This is a genomic window from Cedecea sp. VD22, from assembly GCF_037150195.1.
Classification (GTDB): Bacteria; Pseudomonadota; Gammaproteobacteria; order Enterobacterales; family Enterobacteriaceae; genus Cedecea.
On the sequence record NZ_JBBCPX010000003.1, the window covers coordinates 12,970 to 33,113 of the forward strand.

Sequence of the window (20,144 nt, forward strand, 5' to 3'; positions counted from 1 at the left end):
TGATATGGCCAGTACAAGTCCTTTAGAATTGAATATTCATCATGATGAAGGTGACGATTTCCGCCCGATGCGCGGACTCAGTAACCCGCATCTGCAAACCATGATCCCACGTTTGATTCGTCGTCGAATCAATTTCAAACCCCACTGGCAGCGGCTGGATATGCCGGACGGGGATTTTGTCGATCTTGCGTGGAGCGAAGATCCGCAAACCGCTACGCACAAACCTCGCCTGGTCGTGTTTCACGGACTCGAAGGCAGCCTCCACAGCCCCTATGCTCACGGCATGATAGAAGCGGCAAAAAAACGCGGCTGGCTGGGCGTGGTGATGCATTTTCGCGGCTGCAGCGGCGTGCCGAACCGTAAAGAACGCATTTATCACTCCGGCGAAACCGAAGACGGTACTTACTTCCTCGAATGGTTAAACCAGCGCTACGGTGAAGTCCCCACCGCCGCAGTTGGTTTTTCGCTGGGTGGGAACATGCTCGCCTGCCTGATGGCAAAACAGGGCGCTGCCTGCACGCTGAAAGCCGGCGTGATTGTTTCCGCCCCGCTGATGCTTGAGCAGTGTTGCTACCACATGGAGCAGGGCTTCTCGCGCGTCTATCAGCATTACCTGCTGAATCTGCTGAAGAAAAATGCCGCCCGTAAGCTGAAGAGCTACCCTGGCTCGCTGCCTATCGACCTCCGCAAGCTGAAAAGCCTGCGCCGCATTCGCGAGTTCGATGACTTAATCACCTCGAAGATCCATGGCTTTGCCGACGCGCTGGACTACTATCGCCAGTGCAGCGCCATGCCGCTTTTGCCGGAAATTGCCGCTCCGACGCTGATTATCCACGCCAAAGACGACCCGTTTATGGATCACCACGTCATCCCGGATCGCGAAACGCTGCCACCCAATATCCACTACCAGCTCACGACTTACGGCGGCCACGTTGGCTTTGTCGGCGGGACTCTGCTGCGCCCACAGATGTGGCTTGAGCAGCGCATTCCCGACTGGCTAACCCGCTTCCTGGACCACTGAAATGATCATTCCCTGGCAAGATCTCGACCCTGAAACGCTCGACAATTTGATTGAATCTTTTGTATTACGGGAAGGCACCGATTATGGTGAGCAGGAGCGCTCGCTGACGCAAAAAGTCGCCGACGTGAAGCGCCAGTTACAAAGCGGCGAGGCCGTGCTGGTTTGGTCTGAACTCCATGAAACGGTGAACATTATGCCGCGCGGGCAGTTTCGCGGCTGACCGCTGACTGGCAGGGTGATCTATACTGGCTGAAAAGTATAACAAGCAGATACAGATCTCTTTTCCGATCCCTCACGGAGTTTTCACCCTATGTCAGCCAAACACCCGGTTATTGCGGTCACAGGTTCCAGCGGCGCCGGCACCACGACCACCAGTCTCGCTTTCCGCAAGATTTTCCAACAGCTCAACCTGCGCGCCGCTGAAGTTGAAGGCGACAGTTTCCACCGCTATACCCGCCCGGAAATGGACATGGCTATCCGCAAAGCACGCGATGCTGGCCGCCATATTAGTTACTTTGGGCCAGACGCCAACGACTTCGGGTTACTGGAACGAACCTTTATCGAATACGGCCAGACCGGCAAAGGGCAAGCGCGTAAATACCTGCATACCTACGATGAAGCGGTGCCATGGAACCAGGTGCCGGGCACTTTTACGCCCTGGCAGCCGCTCCCGGAGCCCACTGACGTCCTGTTTTACGAAGGCCTGCACGGCGGTGTAGTCACCCCTCAACATAACGTCGCCGACTGCGTCGATTTACTGGTAGGCGTGGTGCCCATCGTTAACCTGGAATGGATTCAGAAACTGGTGCGCGATACCAGCGAACGCGGCCATTCACGGGAAGCGGTGATGGATTCCGTAGTGCGCTCCATGGACGATTACATCAACTTCATTACGCCGCAGTTCTCACGTACCCATATCAACTTCCAGCGCGTTCCGACGGTAGACACCTCTAACCCGTTTGCCGCGCGAGCCATTCCGTCGCTGGACGAAAGCTTCGTGGTCATTCACTTCCGTGGGCTGGACGACATCGACTTCCCTTATCTGCTGGCGATGTTGCAGGGGTCGTTTATCTCCCACATCAATACATTGGTGGTACCGGGCGGGAAAATGGGGCTGGCGATGGAGCTGATCATGGCCCCGCTGGTGCAGCGGCTGGCAGAAGGCAGGAAAATTGCCTGATGGCGTAAGGGCGGTGTGTATACCGCCCTTTTCTACTTAGGCTTCAATAATTTCGTAGCTGTGGCTAATCTCTGCGGCTTTCTCCAGCATCAACGTCACCGAGCAATATTTCTCTGCGGTCAGCTCAACGGCGCGGGCAACCGCACTTTCTTTCAGCCCTTTCCCGGTCACAACAAAATGCAAATGAATGCGGGTAAACAGACGAGGTGCTTCTTCACGACGTTCGGAAGTCAGTTTCACCTCACAATCCGTCACATCATGGCGGCCTTTTTGCAGAATCGACACCACGTCAATCGAGCTACAACCGCCCGCGGCCATCAGCAGCATTTCCATCGGGCTTGGCGCTTTATCCCCGGAGTTCCCGTCCATCAGAACTTGGTGGCCAGAAGCGGATTCGCCGAGGAAGGTCATGCCTTCCACCCATTTAACACGTGCCTGCATTTTACCTACTCCCGTAATAAAAATTTCTTTCAGATTACGCGTCTACGTGAAAACTGGCAACGTAAGGCGATCCAGGTCATGCTGAAACGAGACAATACAAGACACTAACCAAAAGCTATGCTAAAACAATCCGGATGCTGCTGCGATACAGAGACGTTTATGCCGTAAGCAGAGGAAACGACTAATTACAGGCCGCAGGGTTAACCTGCCCGCCAGCTCCCAGGGCTTGGGAAAATTTCACGATTGCAACGCCAGACAAGAGGTTCCGCGTCTTGTCTTTGGTAGCCAGTTTATAACAGAGGATAACCGCGCATGGTGCTTGGCAAACCGCAAACAGACCCGACTCTCGAATGGTTCTTGTCTCATTGCCACATTCATAAGTATCCGTCGAAGAGCACGCTGATTCACCAGGGTGAAAAGGCGGAGACGCTGTACTACATCGTCAAAGGCTCCGTAGCTGTTCTGATTAAAGATGAAGAAGGCAAGGAGATGATCCTTTCTTATCTGAATCAGGGTGATTTCATTGGTGAATTAGGTTTGTTCGAAGAAGGCCAGGAGCGTAGCGCCTGGGTTCGCGCCAAGTCAGCCTGTGAAGTAGCTGAAATTTCCTATAAAAAATTCCGTCAGCTGATTCAGGTCAACCCGGACATCCTGATGCGCCTTTCTTCCCAGATGGCGCGCCGCCTGCAGGTAACTTCTGAGAAAGTTGGCAACCTCGCCTTCCTCGACGTGACCGGCCGCATTGCTCAGACGCTGCTGAACCTGGCTAAACAGCCGGATGCCATGACCCACCCGGACGGGATGCAAATCAAAATTACCCGCCAGGAAATCGGTCAGATCGTGGGCTGCTCCCGCGAAACCGTTGGCCGTATTCTGAAAATGCTGGAAGATCAGAACCTCATTTCCGCCCACGGTAAAACGATTGTCGTTTACGGCACCCGTTAATTAGCCCTTATAAAGGCGTGTCGCTTCGGTAACACGCCTTTTTTGTCTCTACAATTCAGGCTATGTGGAAGAGATTAATTTACCACCCGGAAGTTAACTACGCGCTGCGGCAAACGCTGGTGCTGTGTCTTCCCGTGGCTGTCGGCCTGCTGCTTGGCAGCCTGCAAAACGGTCTGCTCTTCTCGTTAGTTCCCGCCTGCTGCAACATTGCCGGGCTGGACACGCCGCACAAGCGCTTCTTCAAACGATTGATCATCGGCGGCAGCCTGTTCGCTCTCAGCAGCCTTATCCTGCAGCTTCTGCTGCTTTACACCCACATCCCGCTGCCGGCGATATTGATCGTCATGGCTCTGCTGCTCGGCGTGACGGCAGAAATCAGCTCACTTCACGCCCGACTGCTGCCCGCATCGCTGATCGCCGCTATTTTTACGCTCAGCATGGCCGGGAATATGCCGATCTGGAAGCCCATGGTGCTCTATATCTTCGGCACCATCTGGTACGGCGCCTTCAACTGGTTCTGGTTCCGGCTATGGCGTGAACAACCGCTCAGGGAGTCGCTCAGCCTGCTGTACCGCCAGTTGGCAGATTACTGCGAAGCAAAGTACAGCCTGCTGACCCAGCATACCGACCCGGAAAAAGCGCTGCCGCCGCTGCTGGCCCGCCAGCAAAAAGCCGTCGACCTGATCACTACCTGCTACCAGCAGCTACATATGCTATCGGCCAACCAGCAAAACGGCTACAAGCGTCTGTTACGCGCTTTCCAGGTTGCGCTGGATCTGCAGGAACACATTTCGGTTAGCCTGCATCAGCCTGAAGAGGTGCAAAAACTGGTCGAGCAAAGCCATGCGGAAGCCGTGATCCGCTGGAATGCTCAAACCATCGCCGCGCGCCTGCGCGTGCTGGCAGACGATATTCTTTACCACCGCTATCCAACGCGCTTTACCATGGATAAGCAGATCGACGCCCTGGAAAAAATCGCCCGCCAGAATCCGGACAATCCAGTGGGGCAGTTCTGCCATTACCACTTCAGCCGCATTGCCCGGGTACTGAAAACCCAGCGGCCGCTGTACGTGAGGGATTTAATGGAGGACAGGGAACGCCGTTTACCGTTTTTCCCGGCCCTGAAAAGCTATCTCTCGTTTAAATCCTCCGCTTTGCGCAGCTCCGCGCGCTTAGGTGTGATGCTGACCATTGCCAGCCTGCTGGGCTCCTTCTTACACCTGCCAAAGCCATATTGGATCCTGATGACGGTGATGTTCGTGACGCAAAACGGCTACGGCGCAACGCGGGTGCGCATTGTTCACAGGGCGGCAGGTACCATGGCGGGGCTATGTATCGCGGGTATCACCCTGCACTTTCATGTCCCGGACAGCTACACCCTGCTGGCGATGTTAATGATTACGCTGGTGAGTTACCTGTTTATCCGCAAAAGCTACGGCTGGGCCACCATTGGCTTCACCGTCACGGCGGTATATACCCTGCAGCTCATCACCCTCAGCGCCGAGAGTTACATTATTCCCAGGCTGATAGACACTCTGCTTGGCTGCCTGATCGCCTTTGGCGGCATGATCTGGCTGTGGCCACAGTGGCAAACCGGCCTGCTGCGCCAGAACGCCCACGACGCGCTGGAGGCAGACCAGGACGCTATTCGGCTGATACTAAGCAACGATCCAGAGCCCACGCCGCTGGCCTGGCAGCGTATGCGGGTCAACCAGGCGCACAATGCGCTGTTCAACTCGCTCAATCAGGCGATGCAGGAGCCAGGCTTTAACTCCCACTACCTGGCAGACATGAAACTTTGGGTGACGCACAGCCAGTTCATCGTCGAGCATATCAACGCCATGACCACGCTGGCGCGCGAACACAACATGCTGACGCCGGACCTGGCGCAGAAATATCTACAGTCTTGTGAGATTGGGTTACAGCGGTGCCAGCAAAGGCTGGAGTATGACGGGCCTGGCGGGTCGAACGACACGAATATCCTGGAATCGGACACGCTGCCCACGGGGCCGTTAAGCACCATGGAGCAGCATTTACAGCGGATTATTGGCCACCTGAACACCATGCATACCATCTCCTCGGTCGCCTGGCGCCAGCGGCCTCATCATGGGATCTGGCTCAACCGCCGTCTGCGACGCTCGGGTTAGCCTTAGCTGGCTACCACGCTGGCAACCGCTTTGGCGAAGCGCTGCATCCCTTCCAGGATATCCGCGTCCTCGACAATAAGCGAAGGCGCGAAGCGCATAACGTCCGGCCCGGCGTTCAATACCATCACACCTTCTGCCGCGCCAGCGTAGAGAAACTCGCGGGCGCGCCCTTTGTACTTCTCGTTAAGCTCTGCGCCAATCAACAGCCCCATGCCGCGAATGTCGCTGAACAGATCGAACTGTGCGTTTATCTTTTGCAGTTGTTCAACGAAAAGCTGACGTTTGTCCGCCACACCTTTGAGGACTTCCGGCGTGTTGATGATATCGAAAGCCGCCCCGGCCACCGCACAGGCCAATGGGTTGCCGCCGTAGGTAGAACCGTGGCTGCCTGGGTGGAACGCGCAGGCAATTTCATGGGTGGTCAGCATTGCGCTCACCGGGAAACCGCCTCCGAGGGCTTTCGCACTGGTCAGAATATCTGGCGTGACGCCGTAGTTGATGTAAGCGAAAAGCTCACCCGTGCGGCCCATGCCGGACTGCACTTCATCAAAGACCAGCAGCGCCTGGTGCTCATCACACAAATCGCGCAGCCCCTGCAGGAATTCCGGCGTCGCGGCGGTCACTCCGCCCTCGCCCTGAATTGGCTCCACCACTACCGCGCAGGTATGATCGTCCATGACCGCTTTCACCGCCGCGAGGTCGTTATACGGCACATGAATAATATCGGCAGGTTTCGGGCCGAAGCCGTCGGAGTATTTAGCCTGTCCCCCCACGGAAACGGTGAACAGCGAACGCCCGTGAAACGCATTGTAGAAGGCGATGATTTTGCTTTTGTACGGGCTATGGCGGGTCGAAGCATAATAGCGAGCCAGCTTGAAAGCCGTCTCGTTCGCTTCCGTACCGGAGTTCATGAAGACGACGCGCTCGGCAAAGGTGGCATCAATCAGCTTACGGGCAAGTTTCAGGGCGGGCTCATTAGTAAAAACGTTGCTGGTGTGCCACAGGGTTTCACCCTGGGTTTTCAGCGCCTCCACCAGCGCAGGGTGGCAATGCCCCAGTGCGGTCACGGCGATGCCTCCGGCAAAATCCACGTACTCCTTCCCGGCGGTGTCCCACACGCGGCTGCCTTTCCCTTTCACTGGAATAAATTCTGCTGGTGCATAAATCGGCAGAATCACTTCATCGAAGGTTGCCCGCGTAACCGCTGATTGTTCAGTTGTCATTTATTCCCCACCCGTTGTTATGCGTTAGACACCAATGAAAATATAATCACGAAATATGCATAAAAAACCAAAAACAGGCAAGTGACAATTCATCTCTGGAGGAAATTCGCCAGCAGCGCATGCCCCTGCTCGCTGAGAATACTTTCCGGGTGGAACTGCACGCCCTCAAGATCCAGCGAGCGGTGACGGATGCCCATGATTTCCTGTTTGTCCGTCCAGGCCGTGACCTCAAAACAGTCAGGCAGAGTATCGGGATCAATGAGCAGCGAATGATAGCGCGTCACGGTCAGCGGATTATTCAGCCCACGGAATACGCCGCTGCCGTTATGGCTGATGGCAGAGGTTTTGCCATGCATCACCTGTTCGGCCCGCACGATAGTCGCCCCAAACACCTGCGCAATAGCCTGATGTCCGAGACAAACGCCAAGAATCGGTAGCTGCCCGGCAAAGTGATTAATGGCGGCAAGTGAAATACCCGCCTCGGTCGGGGTACAAGGGCCTGGAGAGATCACCAACTTGTCCGGGGTCAGGCGCTCAATATCGTCCAGCCCAATTTCATCGTTACGCTTAACCAACACCTCCTCACCCAGTTCGCAAAAATACTGGTAGAGGTTCCAGGTGAAGGAATCATAGTTGTCGATAAGCAGTAACATGGCAGCTCCAGGGCAAAAAAGAACGCGCTATTCTAGTCGCTTTCCAACGCCAGGCTCACCACTTATTGAAATTCTCTGCTTCAGGGAGGGCGTAGCGCGGGCGATCGAGGCCCGCGCAGAAATACTTAAGGCAGGACCTTCGCGGAAAGAATCACGATAGGTTTAGTCGGCACATTCTGGTACGGGCCGACGTCATGGCTTGGCGCCTGGGAAATTTTATCGGCAACGTCCAGACCTTTGACCACTTTACCAAATACGGCGTAGCCAAAGTCACGCTGGCCGTGGTCCAGGAAGGCATTATCGGCCACATTGATAAAGAACTGGCTGGTGGCGCTGTCTTTGTCTGCGGTGCGCGCCATAGAAATGGTGCCGCGGGTATTGCGCAGGCCATTGTCCGCTTCGTTTTTGATAGGCGGGTTAGGCTGCTTCTGATTCATATCTTCGGTGAAACCGCCGCCCTGAATCATAAAGCCCGGGATTACGCGGTGGAAGGTCGTGTTGTTATAAAAACCGCTGTTGACGTAATCCACGAAGTTTTTGACCGAAACCGGCGCTTTTTGGCTATTTAACTCAAGCTCAATATTGCCAGCCGAGGTGGTCAACAGGACGTGCGGATCGCCTTTTGCAGCCAGCGCCGCAGGTGAAAGCGCAGAGAGGGCGAATACAGCTGCAACAGCCGCCAGTGTCGATTTGAGCATGAACAATTCCTTACGAAGGCAGTGAGTGAAGCAAGTGGCTTGATTGTAAAGAGGCACCGCAGCCGACGCCAGCCATTTACGGTTTTTTACTTACACGCAAATCAACGAGTTGCCGCGCCAACACGCTGAAATAGATTGAAATATGTGACACACCTCATGATTCAGTCAGTTTATTTCAGCAATAAATTCATAATTCATTTAAATAGATCACGCAAATGACTAAAATCTGCCCGTCCGCCGCGCTGTCAATGCGCTTTACATTTCCTTGCACAGGCTCGTTATGACTAACAGCAACCGAACCAAGCTCTTATGGATTAGCTTCTTCTCCTACGCCCTGACTGGCGCGTTGGTGATCGTCACCGGGATGGTGATGGGAAACATCGCAGAGTACTTTAATCTGCCGGTGTCCAGCATGAGTAATACCTTTACGTTCCTTAATGCCGGTATTTTAATCTCTATCTTCCTGAACGCCTGGCTGATGGAAATCGTGCCGCTGAAAACCCAGCTGCGCTTTGGTTTCCTGCTGATGGTGCTGGCCGTCGCTGGCCTGATCTTCGGTCATAACCTGGCTATCTTCTCCGCATCCATGTTCGTACTGGGCCTTGTGAGCGGGATAACCATGTCGATTGGTACCTTCCTGATCACCCATATGTATGAAGGGCGTCAGCGCGGTTCCCGCCTGCTGTTTACCGACTCCTTCTTCAGCATGGCCGGGATGATTTTCCCGATGGTCGCCGCTATTCTGCTGGCTCGCAGCATCAACTGGTACTGGGTCTACGTATGTATCGGCCTGGTCTATGTCGCTATCTTCCTGCTGACCCTGGGCTGTGAATTCCCGGCGCTGGGCAAACATGCGAAGAAAGACGACCAGCCTGTCACCAAAGAAAAATGGGGCATCGGCGTGCTGTTCCTGTCCATCGCGGCGCTGTGCTACATCCTCGGCCAGCTGGGCTTTATTTCATGGGTTCCGGAATATGCCAAAGGCCTGGGCATGAGCATCAACGATGCCGGTAAGCTGGTGAGTGACTTCTGGATGTCTTACATGTTCGGCATGTGGGCGTTCAGCTTCATCCTGCGTTTCTTCGACCTGCAGCGCATTCTGACCGTGCTCGCCGGGGCAGCCACCGTGCTGATGTACCTGTTCAACCACGGTGACCCGACTCACCTGGCGTGGTTTATTCTGTCGCTTGGTTTCTTCTCCAGCGCCATTTACACCACGATCATCACCCTGGGTTCACAGCAGACCAAAGTCTCTTCCCCGAAACTGGTTAACTTTGTCCTGACCTGCGGCACCGTGGGTACCATGCTGACCTTCATCGTCACTGGTCCAATCGTGGCGCACAGTGGCCCTCTGGCTGCTCTGCACACCGCCAATGGCCTGTACGCTGTCGTCTTCGTCATGTGCCTGCTGCTTGGGTTCGTCACCAGGCACCGCCGCCATGGCGCAGAGGCTGCGGCACACTGATAGTCCTGCGACTCACCCTCTCCTTTAACGGGGAGAGGGTTCTTTCACTCTCCCTCCCGCTATTATTACGTTTTTCGCAATAATGAATTGCCGATAAGGCTTATTCCTGCCCATTATTGCCTGTGGCAACCTGTTTGCATCGTTCGGGGATCTTCCCGCTCAGCCAATCAGGACTCTAAGCATGAAACTCTATAGCTTCCCTCTCTCAGGCCATGCCCACCGCGCACGCTTATTCATTTCCCTGCTCGGTCTCCCCCATGAAGTTGTTGAACTGGATCTGAAAACGGGCGCCAACAAACAGCCGGAATACCTGGCGCTTAACCCGTTTGGACAGGTGCCACTGCTGGATGACGAAGGCACGCTGATCCCTGACTCCAATGCCATTCTTGTCTACCTGGCGAAAAAAAGCGGCCAAAGTGCATGGTTACCGGAAGACCCGCAGGGTGCGGCAGCCGTTCAACGCTGGCTTTCCGTCGCGGCGGGAGACCTCGCTTTTGGTCCGGCAGCTGCGCGCCTGGTGACGGTTTTCGGCGCAAAATTTAATCCCGATGAGGTGATTGCCCGGGCACACGTGGTCTTGGGGCGACTTGAGCAACATCTTGCCGGCCGTGAATGGCTGGTCGGCGACCACCCGACCATCGCCGACGTTGCCATTTACAGCTACACCTCCAGCGCACCTGAAGGGAATGTTGCTCTTTCTGCTTACCCGGCCGTTAACGCCTTCCTGCGCCGTATCGAAGCACTGCCGGGATTTGTGCCTTTCGTGAAAACGGCCGCCGGTCTGAACGCCGTCGCCTGATCTCGAGCTTCCGGGGAGAGCAAATAAATGAGCGATAAGCTGGCGAAGAAGTCCGTCTGGCATGAAGGTGAAATATTCCTTCAGGACAAGGTCGGCGTAACCGAACGCATGGCGGAGGTAGGCCAGCGAGTGATACGCGATCACATGCCCGAGCAGCATCGTGACTTCTACGCTCAGCTGCCTTTTATCGTCATCGGCAGCGTCTCCCCAACGGGTGAAGCGTGGGCAACATTTCTGGAAGGCGATCCCGGTTTTCTCACATCTCCGACGTCGACCCGTCTGACAATTGCGGCGTCGTTGACAACGGAAGATCCGGCCGCCGAAGGAATATGGGATCGCGCCTCCATTGGCCTGCTGGGAATCGAGCTTCATACCCGGCGGCGTAACCGGATGAACGGCACGCTCTTGCAAACGGACAACGGTTTTCAGGTCGAGGTCGACCAAAGCTTTGGCAACTGCCCGCGCTATATTCAGCTCCGCGAGTTCACTTTTAGCCGCGCCCCCGGTAGTCATGCAGGTGGTACGGTAGAGACCCTTCCGGGGCTGGACGCTGAAGCAAGGGCAATGATTCAGGCAGCTGATGCCTTTTTTGTCGCCTCCTGGGCCGAAAGAGAAGGTAAGCGACAGGCTGACGTTTCCCACCGCGGCGGCAAACCGGGCTTCATTCGGGTTAGCGACGACGGCACGCTGACCATTCCCGATTTCAACGGCAATCTCTTTTTTGCCACGCTCGGTAACATCCTGCTTAACGGCCAGGCTGGCCTGCTGTTCGTGGACTTTAACACCGGCGACATGCTGCAAATGACCGGCGAAGCAAAAGTCATTCTGGACTCACCGGAAATCGCCGCCTTCCAGGGCGCAGAACGGCTATGGACGTTTAAAGCCCGTCGGGTTGTACGCCGCCGCAACGCGCTGGCGCTGCGTTGGAAGTTTGAAGCCGAGGGGCTTTCTCCTCATTCGCTGATGACCGGAGACTGGCAGGCAGCCAGCAACCGCCTGAAAGCGACGGAACTCGCCACCCGCTGGCGGTCTTTTCGCGTGGCGAAGATTGAGGATGAGAGCCGCTCGATTCGCTCTTTCTATCTTCAACCTGACGACGATGCTGGCCTGCTGCCTCATCTCGCCGGGCAGCATTTACCCATTCGCGTGAAGCCTGATGCCGCAGGGGCGCCGGTTATCCGCACTTACACACTTTCCTCGGCTCCCTCAGATGCTTTTTACCGCATCAGCGTTAAGCGGGACGGAAGTGTCTCCCGGCACTTGCACGACAGCGTTTCCATTGGCGATAGCATTGACGTCCGTGCTCCGGCAGGTGATTTCACCCTGAATGCCCACGAGCCACGTCCGGCCGTCCTGTTGGCGGGCGGCGTCGGCATTACCCCGATGCTCGCCATGCTGCGGCACATTGTCTATGAAGGGTTACGCAAACAACGTATTCGACAAACCTTTTTGTTCCAGGCATCAAGACAGCTGGAAGATTTACCTTTTACTCACGAGATTGGCGAACTGGTCGCGGCGGCTAAAGGCGCCGTGCAGGCGATTCGCGTCCTCAGCCAGCCGGGCGATGCCCGGCCAGATAAAGACTATGACGTGCATGGTCATATTGATATGTCGCTGCTCACGAGCCGTCTGCCGTTTAACGACTACGATTTCTATGTTTGCGGCCCGGCGGCGTTCACCCAATCCCTCTATGACGGACTGCGGAAATACAACATCGGCGATGACAGAATCCACGCCGAAGCCTTTGGTCCCTCAGCGTTGGTTCGCACCACAGCCAGCCAAATGCCAAAATCTGACGCCCTGCCTCCGGCCACCAGCCCCGTGCCAGTTGCTTTTATGCAATCGCTAAAAGAGGCTCGCTGGATGCCGGATTCAGGTTCGCTTTTAGACCTGGCCGAAGCCCGCGGATTAAGTCCGGAATTCAGCTGCCGGGAAGGCCACTGCGGAACCTGCCGGACTAAACTCCTCAAAGGCTCAGTCACCTACCCGAAAATACCGTCCGCAAGCACGGCAGATGATGAGGTCCTGATTTGCTGCGCAGTTCCGGCGCAGCTGCCTGCGGGAGAAGAAAACCGCATTCAGCTTGAGCTGTAATACCGGGATTGCGCCATACCCGGCGAATACCCGATACTGAAATTCCTTTCAGGCAGGTGATGAGGTTGCGCATGGATCGTTGGCAGGCGATGAAAATTTTCGTCAAAGTCGCAGAAACCGAGAGTTTTGCCGCTGCGGCACGCCAGCTCCATATCAGTGCGCCAGTGGTCACGCGTGCGGTTGCTGCCCTGGAAGAGGTCATCGGAACCCGGCTGTTTATCCGCACCACACGCACAGTGAAGCTGACCGAGCCTGGCCTGCGATATCTCAACGACTGCCGCACGATTCTCACCAGCATAGAGGAAGCCGAAGCGGCAGCGGCAGGCTCCTATGCCACGCCGTCTGGGATCCTGACGGTTACCGCCTCTGTGCTGTTCGGCCAGAAATTCGTCTTGCCGGCGATCACTGATTATCTTGATGCGTGGCCAACCATGCGCGCCCGGTCACTGTTCGTTGATCGCCAGGTAAACATCATCGAAGAAGGAATCGATGTCGCCGTTCGCATTGGGCATTTGCCCGATTCAGGGCTGACGGCAACCAAAGTCGGCACCGTGCGCCGGGTCGTTTGCGCTTCCCCAGGTTACCTGGAAAAACATGGCACACCGTTGACACCTGCGGACCTCAAAAACCACCGTATTGTCTCTTCGGCCAGTGCCTGGGCCTCACCGGAGTGGCGCTTTGCGGGTGAACAACGCGTCATGATCAACGCCGCGCTCCAGTGCAACAACAACGAGTCATCGATTGCCACCGCAAAAGCAGGCTGGGGGCTGACGCGAGTCCTGGATTATCAGATAGCGCCAGCCCTGCACGAGGGGGAACTGCAAATCGTACTGAGCGAATACGAGCTTGAGCCACTCCCCATACATGTGGTGCATACCGAAGGCCGCCACGCTTCCGCCAAAGTACGCACTTTTGTTGACTTTATTGTTGCCCGGCTCCGCGCGAACCCTTTGCTGAACTGAATATCCTCTAACGCCTGCTACTGGCGGAAAACCAGACAATTCCATAACTTACAAAAGCACATCAAAATCAATGATATACCTCTTAATGGGTATATAAAGGCGCATTTGATTTGCATCAATAATCACCACAGCTGAATCGTTAAGGTAGGCGGTAATAGAAAAGAAATTGAGGCAATTATGAGCAAAGTCAGAATCGCAGTTATCGGTAATGGCATGGTTGGCCATCGCTTTATCGAAGACTTACTTGATAAGGCCCCGCCGGACCAGTTCGACATCACCGTATTTTGTGAAGAGCCGCGTAAAGCCTACGATCGCGTACACCTTTCTTCTTATTTCTCCCATCATACCGCTGAAGAACTCTCCCTTGTCCGCGACGGCTACTACGAAAAACATGGCGTAAAAGTGCTGGTTGGCGAACGTGCCATCACCATCAATCGCCAGGAAAAAGTGATCCATTCCAATACCGGCCGCACCGTTTATTACGACAAACTGGTGATGGCGACAGGTTCTTACCCGTGGATCCCGCCGATTAAAGGCTCTGAAACCCAGGACTGCTTCGTTTACCGCACCATCGAAGACCTTAATGCCATTGAGTCCTGCGCCCGCCGCAGCAAACGCGGGGCCGTCGTCGGCGGTGGCCTTCTGGGGCTGGAAGCGGCCGGGGCGCTGAAAAACCTTGGCGTGGAAACCCACGTTATCGAATTCGCGCCAATGTTGATGGCCGAGCAGCTTGACCGCATGGGCGGCGAACAACTGCGCAGCAAAATCGAGCGCATGGGCGTGCGTGTGCATACCGGCAAAAACACCCAGGAAATCGTCCAGCAGGGCACTGAAGCCCGTAAAACAATGCGTTTTGCTGACGGCAGCGAGCTGGAAGTGGATTTCATCGTCTTCTCCACCGGTATTCGTCCGCAGGACAAGCTGGCTACGCAATGTGGGCTCAAAACGGCCCAGCGCGGCGGGATCACCATCAACGATAAGTGCCAGACTTCCGATCCGGATATTTATGCCATCGGGGAGTGTGCCAGCTGGAATAACCGCGTTTTTGGGCTAGTTGCGCCGGGTTATAAAATGGCTCAGGTCACGGCCGACCACCTGCTCGGCACGGAAAACACCTTTGAAGGCGCCGACATGAGCGCCAAGCTGAAACTGCTCGGCGTTGATGTCGGCGGCATTGGCGATGCGCACGCCCGCACGCCTAACGCCCGCAGCTACGTTTACCTCGATGAAAGCAAAGAGGTTTACAAGCGCCTGGTGGTTAGCGAAGACAATAAAACCCTGCTTGGTGCCGTACTGGTGGGCGACACCAGCGACTACGGCAACCTGCTGCAGCTGGTGCTGAACGCAATTGAGCTGCCGGAAAACCCGGATGCGCTGATCCTGCCGGCACACGCCAGCAGCGGCAAACCGTCTATCGGCGTCGATAAGCTGCCGGAAAGCGCGCAGATCTGCTCCTGCTTTGACGTCACCAAAGGCGACCTGATCAAAGCCATCAACAAAGGCTGCCACACCGTGGCGGCGCTGAAGGCCGAAACCAAGGCAGGGACCGGCTGCGGTGGCTGTATTCCGCTGGTGACTCAGGTGCTGAACGCCGAGCTGGCCAAAGCCGGTATCGAAGTGAACAACAACCTGTGCGAACACTTCGCCTTCTCGCGCCAGGAGCTGTACCACCTGATCCGCGTGGAAGGAATCAAATCCTTCGACCAGCTGCTGCACAAATACGGCAAGGGTTACGGCTGCGAAGTGTGTAAACCCACCGTGGGTTCACTGCTGGCTTCCTGCTGGAACGACTACGTCCTGCAGCCTGAGCTGACGCCGCTGCAGGACACCAACGATAACTTCCTCGGCAACATTCAGAAAGACGGCACCTACTCGGTGATCCCGCGCTCGGCAGGCGGCGAAATCACGCCTGAGGGACTGATGGAAGTGGGTCGTATCGCCCGCGAATACAACCTGTATACCAAAATCACCGGCTCTCAGCGCATCGGCCTGTTCGGCGCACAAAAGGACGATTTGCCAGAAATCTGGCGTCAGCTGATTGAAGCCGGGTTCGAAACCGGCCACGCCTATGCCAAAGCGTTGCGTATGGCGAAAACCTGCGTCGGCAGCACCTGGTGCCGCTACGGTGTAGGTGACAGCGTAGGCTTTGGCGTCGAGCTGGAAAACCGCTACAAAGGCATCCGCACCCCACACAAAATGAAGTTTGGTGTCTCCGGCTGTACCCGCGAATGTGCGGAAGCGCAGGGCAAAGACGTGGGTATTATCGCCACGGAGAAGGGCTGGAATCTGTATGTGTGTGGTAACGGTGGCATGAAACCGCGCCATGCTGACCTGCTGGCGGCAGACCTCGACCGCGACACCATCATCAAGTATCTCGACCGCTTCATGATGTTCTACATCCGCACCGCCGACAAACTTACCCGTACTTCCGTCTGGCTGGAAAACCTGGAAGGCGGCATTGATTACCTGCGTAGCGTGATTGTCGATGACAAGCTGGGCCTGAACGATCAGCTTGAAACGGAGCTTAACCGCCTGCGCGAGAAAGTAATCTGCGAGTGGACGGAAACCGTGAACACGCCGCAAGCGCAGGTTCGCTTCAAACACTTTATCAACAGCCCGCAGCGCGACCCGAATGTGCAAATTGTTAGCGAGCGCGATCAACACCGTCCGGCCACGCCGCATGAGCGTATTCCGGTCACTCTGGTAGAAGTGGAGGAACACGCATGAGCCAGTGGACAACCGTTTGTCAGCTAGACGATATCCTGCCAGCAACCGGCGTTTGCGCCCTGGTCGGTTCGGCGCAGGTGGCTATTTTCCGCCCGCGTAAAGACGAGCAGGTTTACGCCATCAGTAATATCGACCCGTTCTTTGAAGCCAGCGTGCTTTCCCGCGGACTGATTGCAGAACATCAGGCCGAGCTGTGGGTTGCCAGCCCGCTGAAAAAGCAGCACTTCCGCCTGCGGGACGGCCTGTGCCTGGAAGATGAAAGCCGTTCCGTACCGCACTATGAAGCGCGCGTGCAGGACGGGCTGGTGCAGATAAAAGCATAATCCATTCGCCCTCACCCCGGCCCTCTCCCTCCAGGAGAGGGAGAAAGTCACAAAGGCTTCTCCGGCGATCCCCTCTCCCCCAGGGAGAGGATTAGGGTGAGGGGAAATCAGTTTTTTTAATTTTTATTTTTTAACTTCATTGGGATAGCAAAATGTTCACCGACACCATCAATAAATGTGCGGCGAATGCCGCGCGCATTAACCGTCTCTCGCAGACAAATCCTCTGGGCTTCTGGGTCAGTTCCGCCATGGCTGGGGCCTACGTTGGCCTTGGCATCATCCTGATTTTCACCCTCGGTAATTTACTCGATCCGGCCATTCGTCCGCTGGTGATGGGGGCGACATTCGGGATCGCCCTGACGCTGGTGATTATTGCCGGTTCGGAGCTGTTCACCGGCCACACCATGTTTCTGACCTTCGGCGTAAAAGCCGGCACGATATCTCACGGCCAGATGTGGGCAATTCTGCCGCAAACCTGGCTGGGCAACCTGGTCGGCTCGGTATTTGTCGCGCTGTTGTATAGCTGGGGCGGCGGTAGTCTGCTGCCGGTAGATACCAGTATCGTGCACGCCGTCGCGCTGGCAAAAACCACTGCACCAGCGATGGTGCTGTTCTTTAAAGGGGCGCTGTGTAACTGGCTGGTTTGCCTGGCAATCTGGATGGCAATTCGCACCGAAGGGGCGGCGAAGTTCATCGCAATCTGGTGGTGCCTGCTGGCATTTATTGCCTCCGGCTACGAGCACTCCATCGCCAACATGACGCTGTTTGCCCTGTCCTGGTTTGGTCATCATAGCGAGGCTTACACGCTGTCCGGCATCGGCCATAACCTGCTGTGGGTCACGCTGGGGAACACCCTTTCCGGCGTGGTATTCATGGGTCTGGGTTATTGGTATGCTACGCCGAAAGCCGAACGCCCGCAGCCTGCCGCCGCAGGCGCAGCGGAAACCGCCCGTAATTAATTGAGGATTGACCGTGGATCACCTGCCGATATTTTGTCAGTTACGTGGCCGCGCCTGCCTGCTGGTAGGCGGTGGCGATGTCGCTGAACGCAAAGCGCGTTTATTGCTGGAGGCAGGTGCGCGCATCACCGTTAACGCCCTCGAATTTAGCCCACAGTTTAAGGTGTGGGCTGAGCAAAATATGCTGACGCTGGCCGAAGGGGCGTTCTCTGAAACGCTGCTGGACGAAAGCTGGCTGGCAATTGCCGCCACCGACGACGATGAGGTGAATCAGCAGGTTAGCGACGCCGCTGAATCCCGCCGGATCTTCTGCAACGTGGTGGATGCGCCGAAACAGGCGAGCTTCATTATGCCGTCGATTATCGACCGCTCCCCGCTGATGATCGCCGTCTCTTCCGGCGGCACATCCCCTGTTCTGGCCCGACTGCTGCGCGAAAAGCTGGAAGCCAGCCTGCCGCTGCATCTGGGTAAAATCGCCGCTTTTGCAGGTACTCTGCGTGGCCGAGTGAAACAAACTTTTGCCACCATGGGCGAGCGTCGCCGCTTCTGGGAGAAGTTTTTCACTAACGATCGCCTGGCGCAGTATCTGGCCAACGAAGACCAGCTTGCCGTTGAAAAAGAGACGGAATCGCTGTTCTCCACCCCGCTCGATCACCGCGGTGAAGTGGTGCTGGTTGGCGCTGGCCCCGGCGATGCTGGCTTGCTGACGCTGAAAGGCCTGCAGCAAATTCAGCAGGCCGATGTTGTAGTTTATGACCGCCTGGTGTCGGACGACATCATGAATCTGGTCCGCCGCGATGCAGACCGCGTGTTTGTCGGCAAGCGGGCGGGCTACCACTGCGTGCCGCAGGAAGAGATTAACCAAATCCTGCTGCGGGAGGCGCAAAAAGGTAAACGCGTAGTTCGCCTGAAAGGCGGCGATCCGTTTATCTTCGGGCGCGGCGGTGAAGAGCTGGAAACGCTGTGCAACGGCGGAATTCCGTTCTCTGTCGTGCCGGGGATCACCGCAGCTTCCGGCTGTTCCGCCTACTCAGGCATTCCACTTACTCACCGGGATTACGCGCAAAGCGTGCGCCTGGTCACCGGCCATTTGAAAACCGGGGGCGAACTCGACTGGGCTAACCTGGCGGCAGAGAAACAAACGCTGGTGTTTTACATGGGGCTTAATCAGGCCTCGGCTATTCAGCAGCAGCTGATCGCCCACGGGATGGAAGAGAGCATGCCGGTTGCGCTGGTAGAAAACGGCACGGCGGTGAATCAGCGCGTCGTGGACGGCACCCTAAACCAATTAGGCGAGCTGGCCACCCAGGTTGGCAGCCCGGCGCTGATTATTGTAGGCCGAGTGGTGGGCCTTCGTGACAGGCTAAACTGGTTCTCAAACCATTAAATACCAAGGGAGGCACCAGCCTCCCTTTTACTTTTCTCCCTCTGCACAGCTTTCCCGCAAAATTCTTAACACGGTTTCTGCGCCGCTGCGGTTCGGGTTGATGCGGATCATCCGCTTTTCCAGCTCCGGCTCAGACTGTCTAAAGGTCCCGGAAAGCCGATAAAAAAGCGGCGGGATTTCATACTTAGATTCTGCGCCTACCGGATAAGGTAATGCACCCAGCTTTTGTGCGGCCGCCAACACTTTTTCGGCAATCGGTCGATGAAACTCCACCAGCAGCACCTTCGACTGCGCATTGGCGATAAATGCACTTTTAACCTGAGGCACAGCGCCCTGAGACAATAACGCAACCAGCGCATCGTTCACCTGCGCCTGAACGGCATGCATCACCGGGGCGAAGACTAACCCGCGCAGCACCTCCATAGCCTGGAAGCCCTGCACCTGACTACCGCCGGAGTACATGCTCTGACGCACAGCCTGAACGGCCGATTTATCACCGACCACAACGCCAACGCCCACCGGGCCGAATAGCTTAAAGCAGGAGAAGGTCGACAGCGTGGCTCCACACTCGCAGCCGATGTTGTCGACCTTCATCACCGTATAATTATCGTCGGCCAGCGACGGCAAAGCGTGGCGATTAAAACAGGCCACCACATCAGCCAATGAATAGGCGTCATCCAATGTCTGGCGGGAATGCTGAATCAAAGCTGCAGCCGGACGATGAGCCGCAATAGCGGCTTCCACATCATTTAACGTATTGAAATCTGACCGAATCAGCTCCAGCCCCATCTGTTCGGCGATAACCGCCGTGGTTGGGTACAGCGGAGCCTGATGAATCAGCAGCTTATCGCCAGCGTTTAGCAATGCCACCAGCCCGCTACGAATAGCCCCGGTGCCGGCTCCCTGCACCAGCGCGGCGGCTGGCGCAGAGAAGAAATCAGCCAGAACGGCCTCCACCCGCTGCGTGGTGCTGGGCTGATCCAGACCGGGCACCAGGCCGACATCCCCCAGGCTCAGAAAATCAGCCCCAGGAAAATGCCGGCAGATGATATCCACCAGGGCGAACTGCTTCTGCTGGGCCTGAGCCAGGCTCAGGCTTTGCAATGGCCAGCTTTCCACA

18 protein-coding genes are annotated in these 20,144 nt (G+C 56.2%); 13 read left to right on the forward strand and 5 right to left on the reverse strand.

Translation table 11 applies throughout. From position 1 onward, the window contains the following. The first annotated feature begins 4 nt into the window (after window positions 1–4). The 3 genes from WFK85_RS08395 (at window position 5) to WFK85_RS08405 (ending at window position 2,201) form a co-directional block, all read left to right on the forward strand. Window positions 5–1,021 carry a hydrolase gene (locus WFK85_RS08395; RefSeq protein ID WP_166994605.1) on the forward strand — a complete coding sequence of 339 codons (1,017 nt, stop codon included), beginning with the start codon at window positions 5–7 and terminating at the stop codon, window positions 1,019–1,021. Between the two features lies 1 nt (window position 1,022). Beyond that, a complete protein-coding gene (locus WFK85_RS08400; RefSeq protein ID WP_008457083.1) occupies window positions 1,023–1,241 on the forward strand; it encodes a YheU family protein in 219 nt (72 codons plus the stop codon). A 90-nt stretch (window positions 1,242–1,331) separates the two neighbouring features. Beyond that, entirely contained in the window at window positions 1,332–2,201 is an 870-nt protein-coding gene (locus WFK85_RS08405) for a phosphoribulokinase (RefSeq protein ID WP_008457077.1), read from the forward strand. A gap of 36 nt (window positions 2,202–2,237) precedes the next feature. Here WFK85_RS08405 and WFK85_RS08410 read toward each other — a convergent pair whose 3' ends face one another. Further along, on the reverse strand, window positions 2,238–2,642 hold the full coding sequence (locus tag WFK85_RS08410; protein WP_336706434.1) for an OsmC family protein: 405 nt from the start codon (window positions 2,640–2,642) through the stop codon (window positions 2,238–2,240). A 312-nt stretch (window positions 2,643–2,954) separates the two neighbouring features. Between WFK85_RS08410 and crp the strand changes: the two genes are divergently transcribed. Both crp and WFK85_RS08420 read left to right on the forward strand, forming a co-directional pair. Further along, window positions 2,955–3,587, forward strand: a complete 633-nt coding sequence (crp, locus tag WFK85_RS08415) for a cAMP-activated global transcriptional regulator CRP (RefSeq protein ID WP_003852956.1) — start codon at window positions 2,955–2,957, stop codon at window positions 3,585–3,587. A 62-nt stretch (window positions 3,588–3,649) separates the two neighbouring features. Next, a complete protein-coding gene (locus WFK85_RS08420) occupies window positions 3,650–5,734 on the forward strand; it encodes a YccS/YhfK family putative transporter (RefSeq protein WP_008457073.1) in 2,085 nt (694 codons plus the stop codon). A gap of 2 nt (window positions 5,735–5,736) precedes the next feature. Here the strand turns inward: WFK85_RS08420 and argD are convergent, their stop codons facing one another. The 3 genes from argD to ppiA form a co-directional block, all read right to left on the reverse strand. Beyond that, the gene (argD, locus tag WFK85_RS08425; protein WP_336706437.1) at window positions 5,737–6,957 is read right to left on the reverse strand and encodes a bifunctional acetylornithine/succinyldiaminopimelate transaminase; all 1,221 of its coding nucleotides are present in this window, start codon (window positions 6,955–6,957) and stop codon (window positions 5,737–5,739) included. Window positions 6,958–7,046: 89 nt separating this feature from the next. Further along, window positions 7,047–7,610, reverse strand: a complete 564-nt coding sequence (gene pabA / locus WFK85_RS08430; protein ID WP_336706439.1) for an aminodeoxychorismate synthase component 2 — start codon at window positions 7,608–7,610, stop codon at window positions 7,047–7,049. Between the two features lie 125 nt (window positions 7,611–7,735). Continuing rightward, window positions 7,736–8,308 carry a peptidylprolyl isomerase A gene (gene ppiA / locus WFK85_RS08435; RefSeq protein WP_008457067.1) on the reverse strand — a complete coding sequence of 191 codons (573 nt, stop codon included), beginning with the start codon at window positions 8,306–8,308 and terminating at the stop codon, window positions 7,736–7,738. A gap of 280 nt (window positions 8,309–8,588) precedes the next feature. Here ppiA and tsgA point away from each other — a divergent pair, with 280 nt between their 5' ends. The 8 genes from tsgA (at window position 8,589) to cysG (ending at window position 19,024) form a co-directional block, all read left to right on the forward strand. Beyond that, window positions 8,589–9,773, forward strand: a complete 1,185-nt coding sequence (gene tsgA, locus WFK85_RS08440) for an MFS transporter TsgA (RefSeq protein ID WP_336706441.1) — start codon at window positions 8,589–8,591, stop codon at window positions 9,771–9,773. Between the two features lie 181 nt (window positions 9,774–9,954). Beyond that, window positions 9,955–10,572 (forward strand): glutathione S-transferase family protein, encoded by a 618-nt coding sequence (locus WFK85_RS08445; protein ID WP_336706443.1) that lies wholly within the window; start codon window positions 9,955–9,957, stop codon window positions 10,570–10,572. A gap of 27 nt (window positions 10,573–10,599) precedes the next feature. Further along, window positions 10,600–12,666 (forward strand): pyridoxamine 5'-phosphate oxidase family protein, encoded by a 2,067-nt coding sequence (locus WFK85_RS08450; protein WP_336706444.1) that lies wholly within the window; start codon window positions 10,600–10,602, stop codon window positions 12,664–12,666. Window positions 12,667–12,737: 71 nt separating this feature from the next. Then, window positions 12,738–13,628: a LysR substrate-binding domain-containing protein gene (locus tag WFK85_RS08455; protein ID WP_166994617.1), complete on the forward strand. Its 891-nt coding sequence runs from the start codon at window positions 12,738–12,740 to the stop codon at window positions 13,626–13,628. A 177-nt stretch (window positions 13,629–13,805) separates the two neighbouring features. Continuing rightward, a complete protein-coding gene (nirB, locus tag WFK85_RS08460; protein ID WP_336706446.1) occupies window positions 13,806–16,355 on the forward strand; it encodes a nitrite reductase large subunit NirB in 2,550 nt (849 codons plus the stop codon). Beyond that, complete coding sequence (gene nirD, locus WFK85_RS08465) at window positions 16,352–16,678, forward strand: nitrite reductase small subunit NirD (RefSeq protein WP_008457053.1); 327 nt, start codon at window positions 16,352–16,354, stop codon at window positions 16,676–16,678. Before nirB ends, nirD begins: the two co-directional genes overlap by 4 nt. 152 nt (window positions 16,679–16,830) lie before the next feature. Then, window positions 16,831–17,637 carry a nitrite transporter NirC gene (nirC, locus tag WFK85_RS08470; RefSeq protein WP_008457795.1) on the forward strand — a complete coding sequence of 269 codons (807 nt, stop codon included), beginning with the start codon at window positions 16,831–16,833 and terminating at the stop codon, window positions 17,635–17,637. A gap of 13 nt (window positions 17,638–17,650) precedes the next feature. After that, a complete protein-coding gene (cysG, locus tag WFK85_RS08475) occupies window positions 17,651–19,024 on the forward strand; it encodes a siroheme synthase CysG (protein ID WP_336706449.1) in 1,374 nt (457 codons plus the stop codon). Between the two features lie 27 nt (window positions 19,025–19,051). Here cysG and WFK85_RS08480 read toward each other — a convergent pair whose 3' ends face one another. After that, window positions 19,052–20,143, reverse strand: a complete 1,092-nt coding sequence (locus WFK85_RS08480; protein WP_336706451.1) for an aminotransferase — start codon at window positions 20,141–20,143, stop codon at window positions 19,052–19,054. Window position 20,144 lies beyond the last annotated feature (1 nt).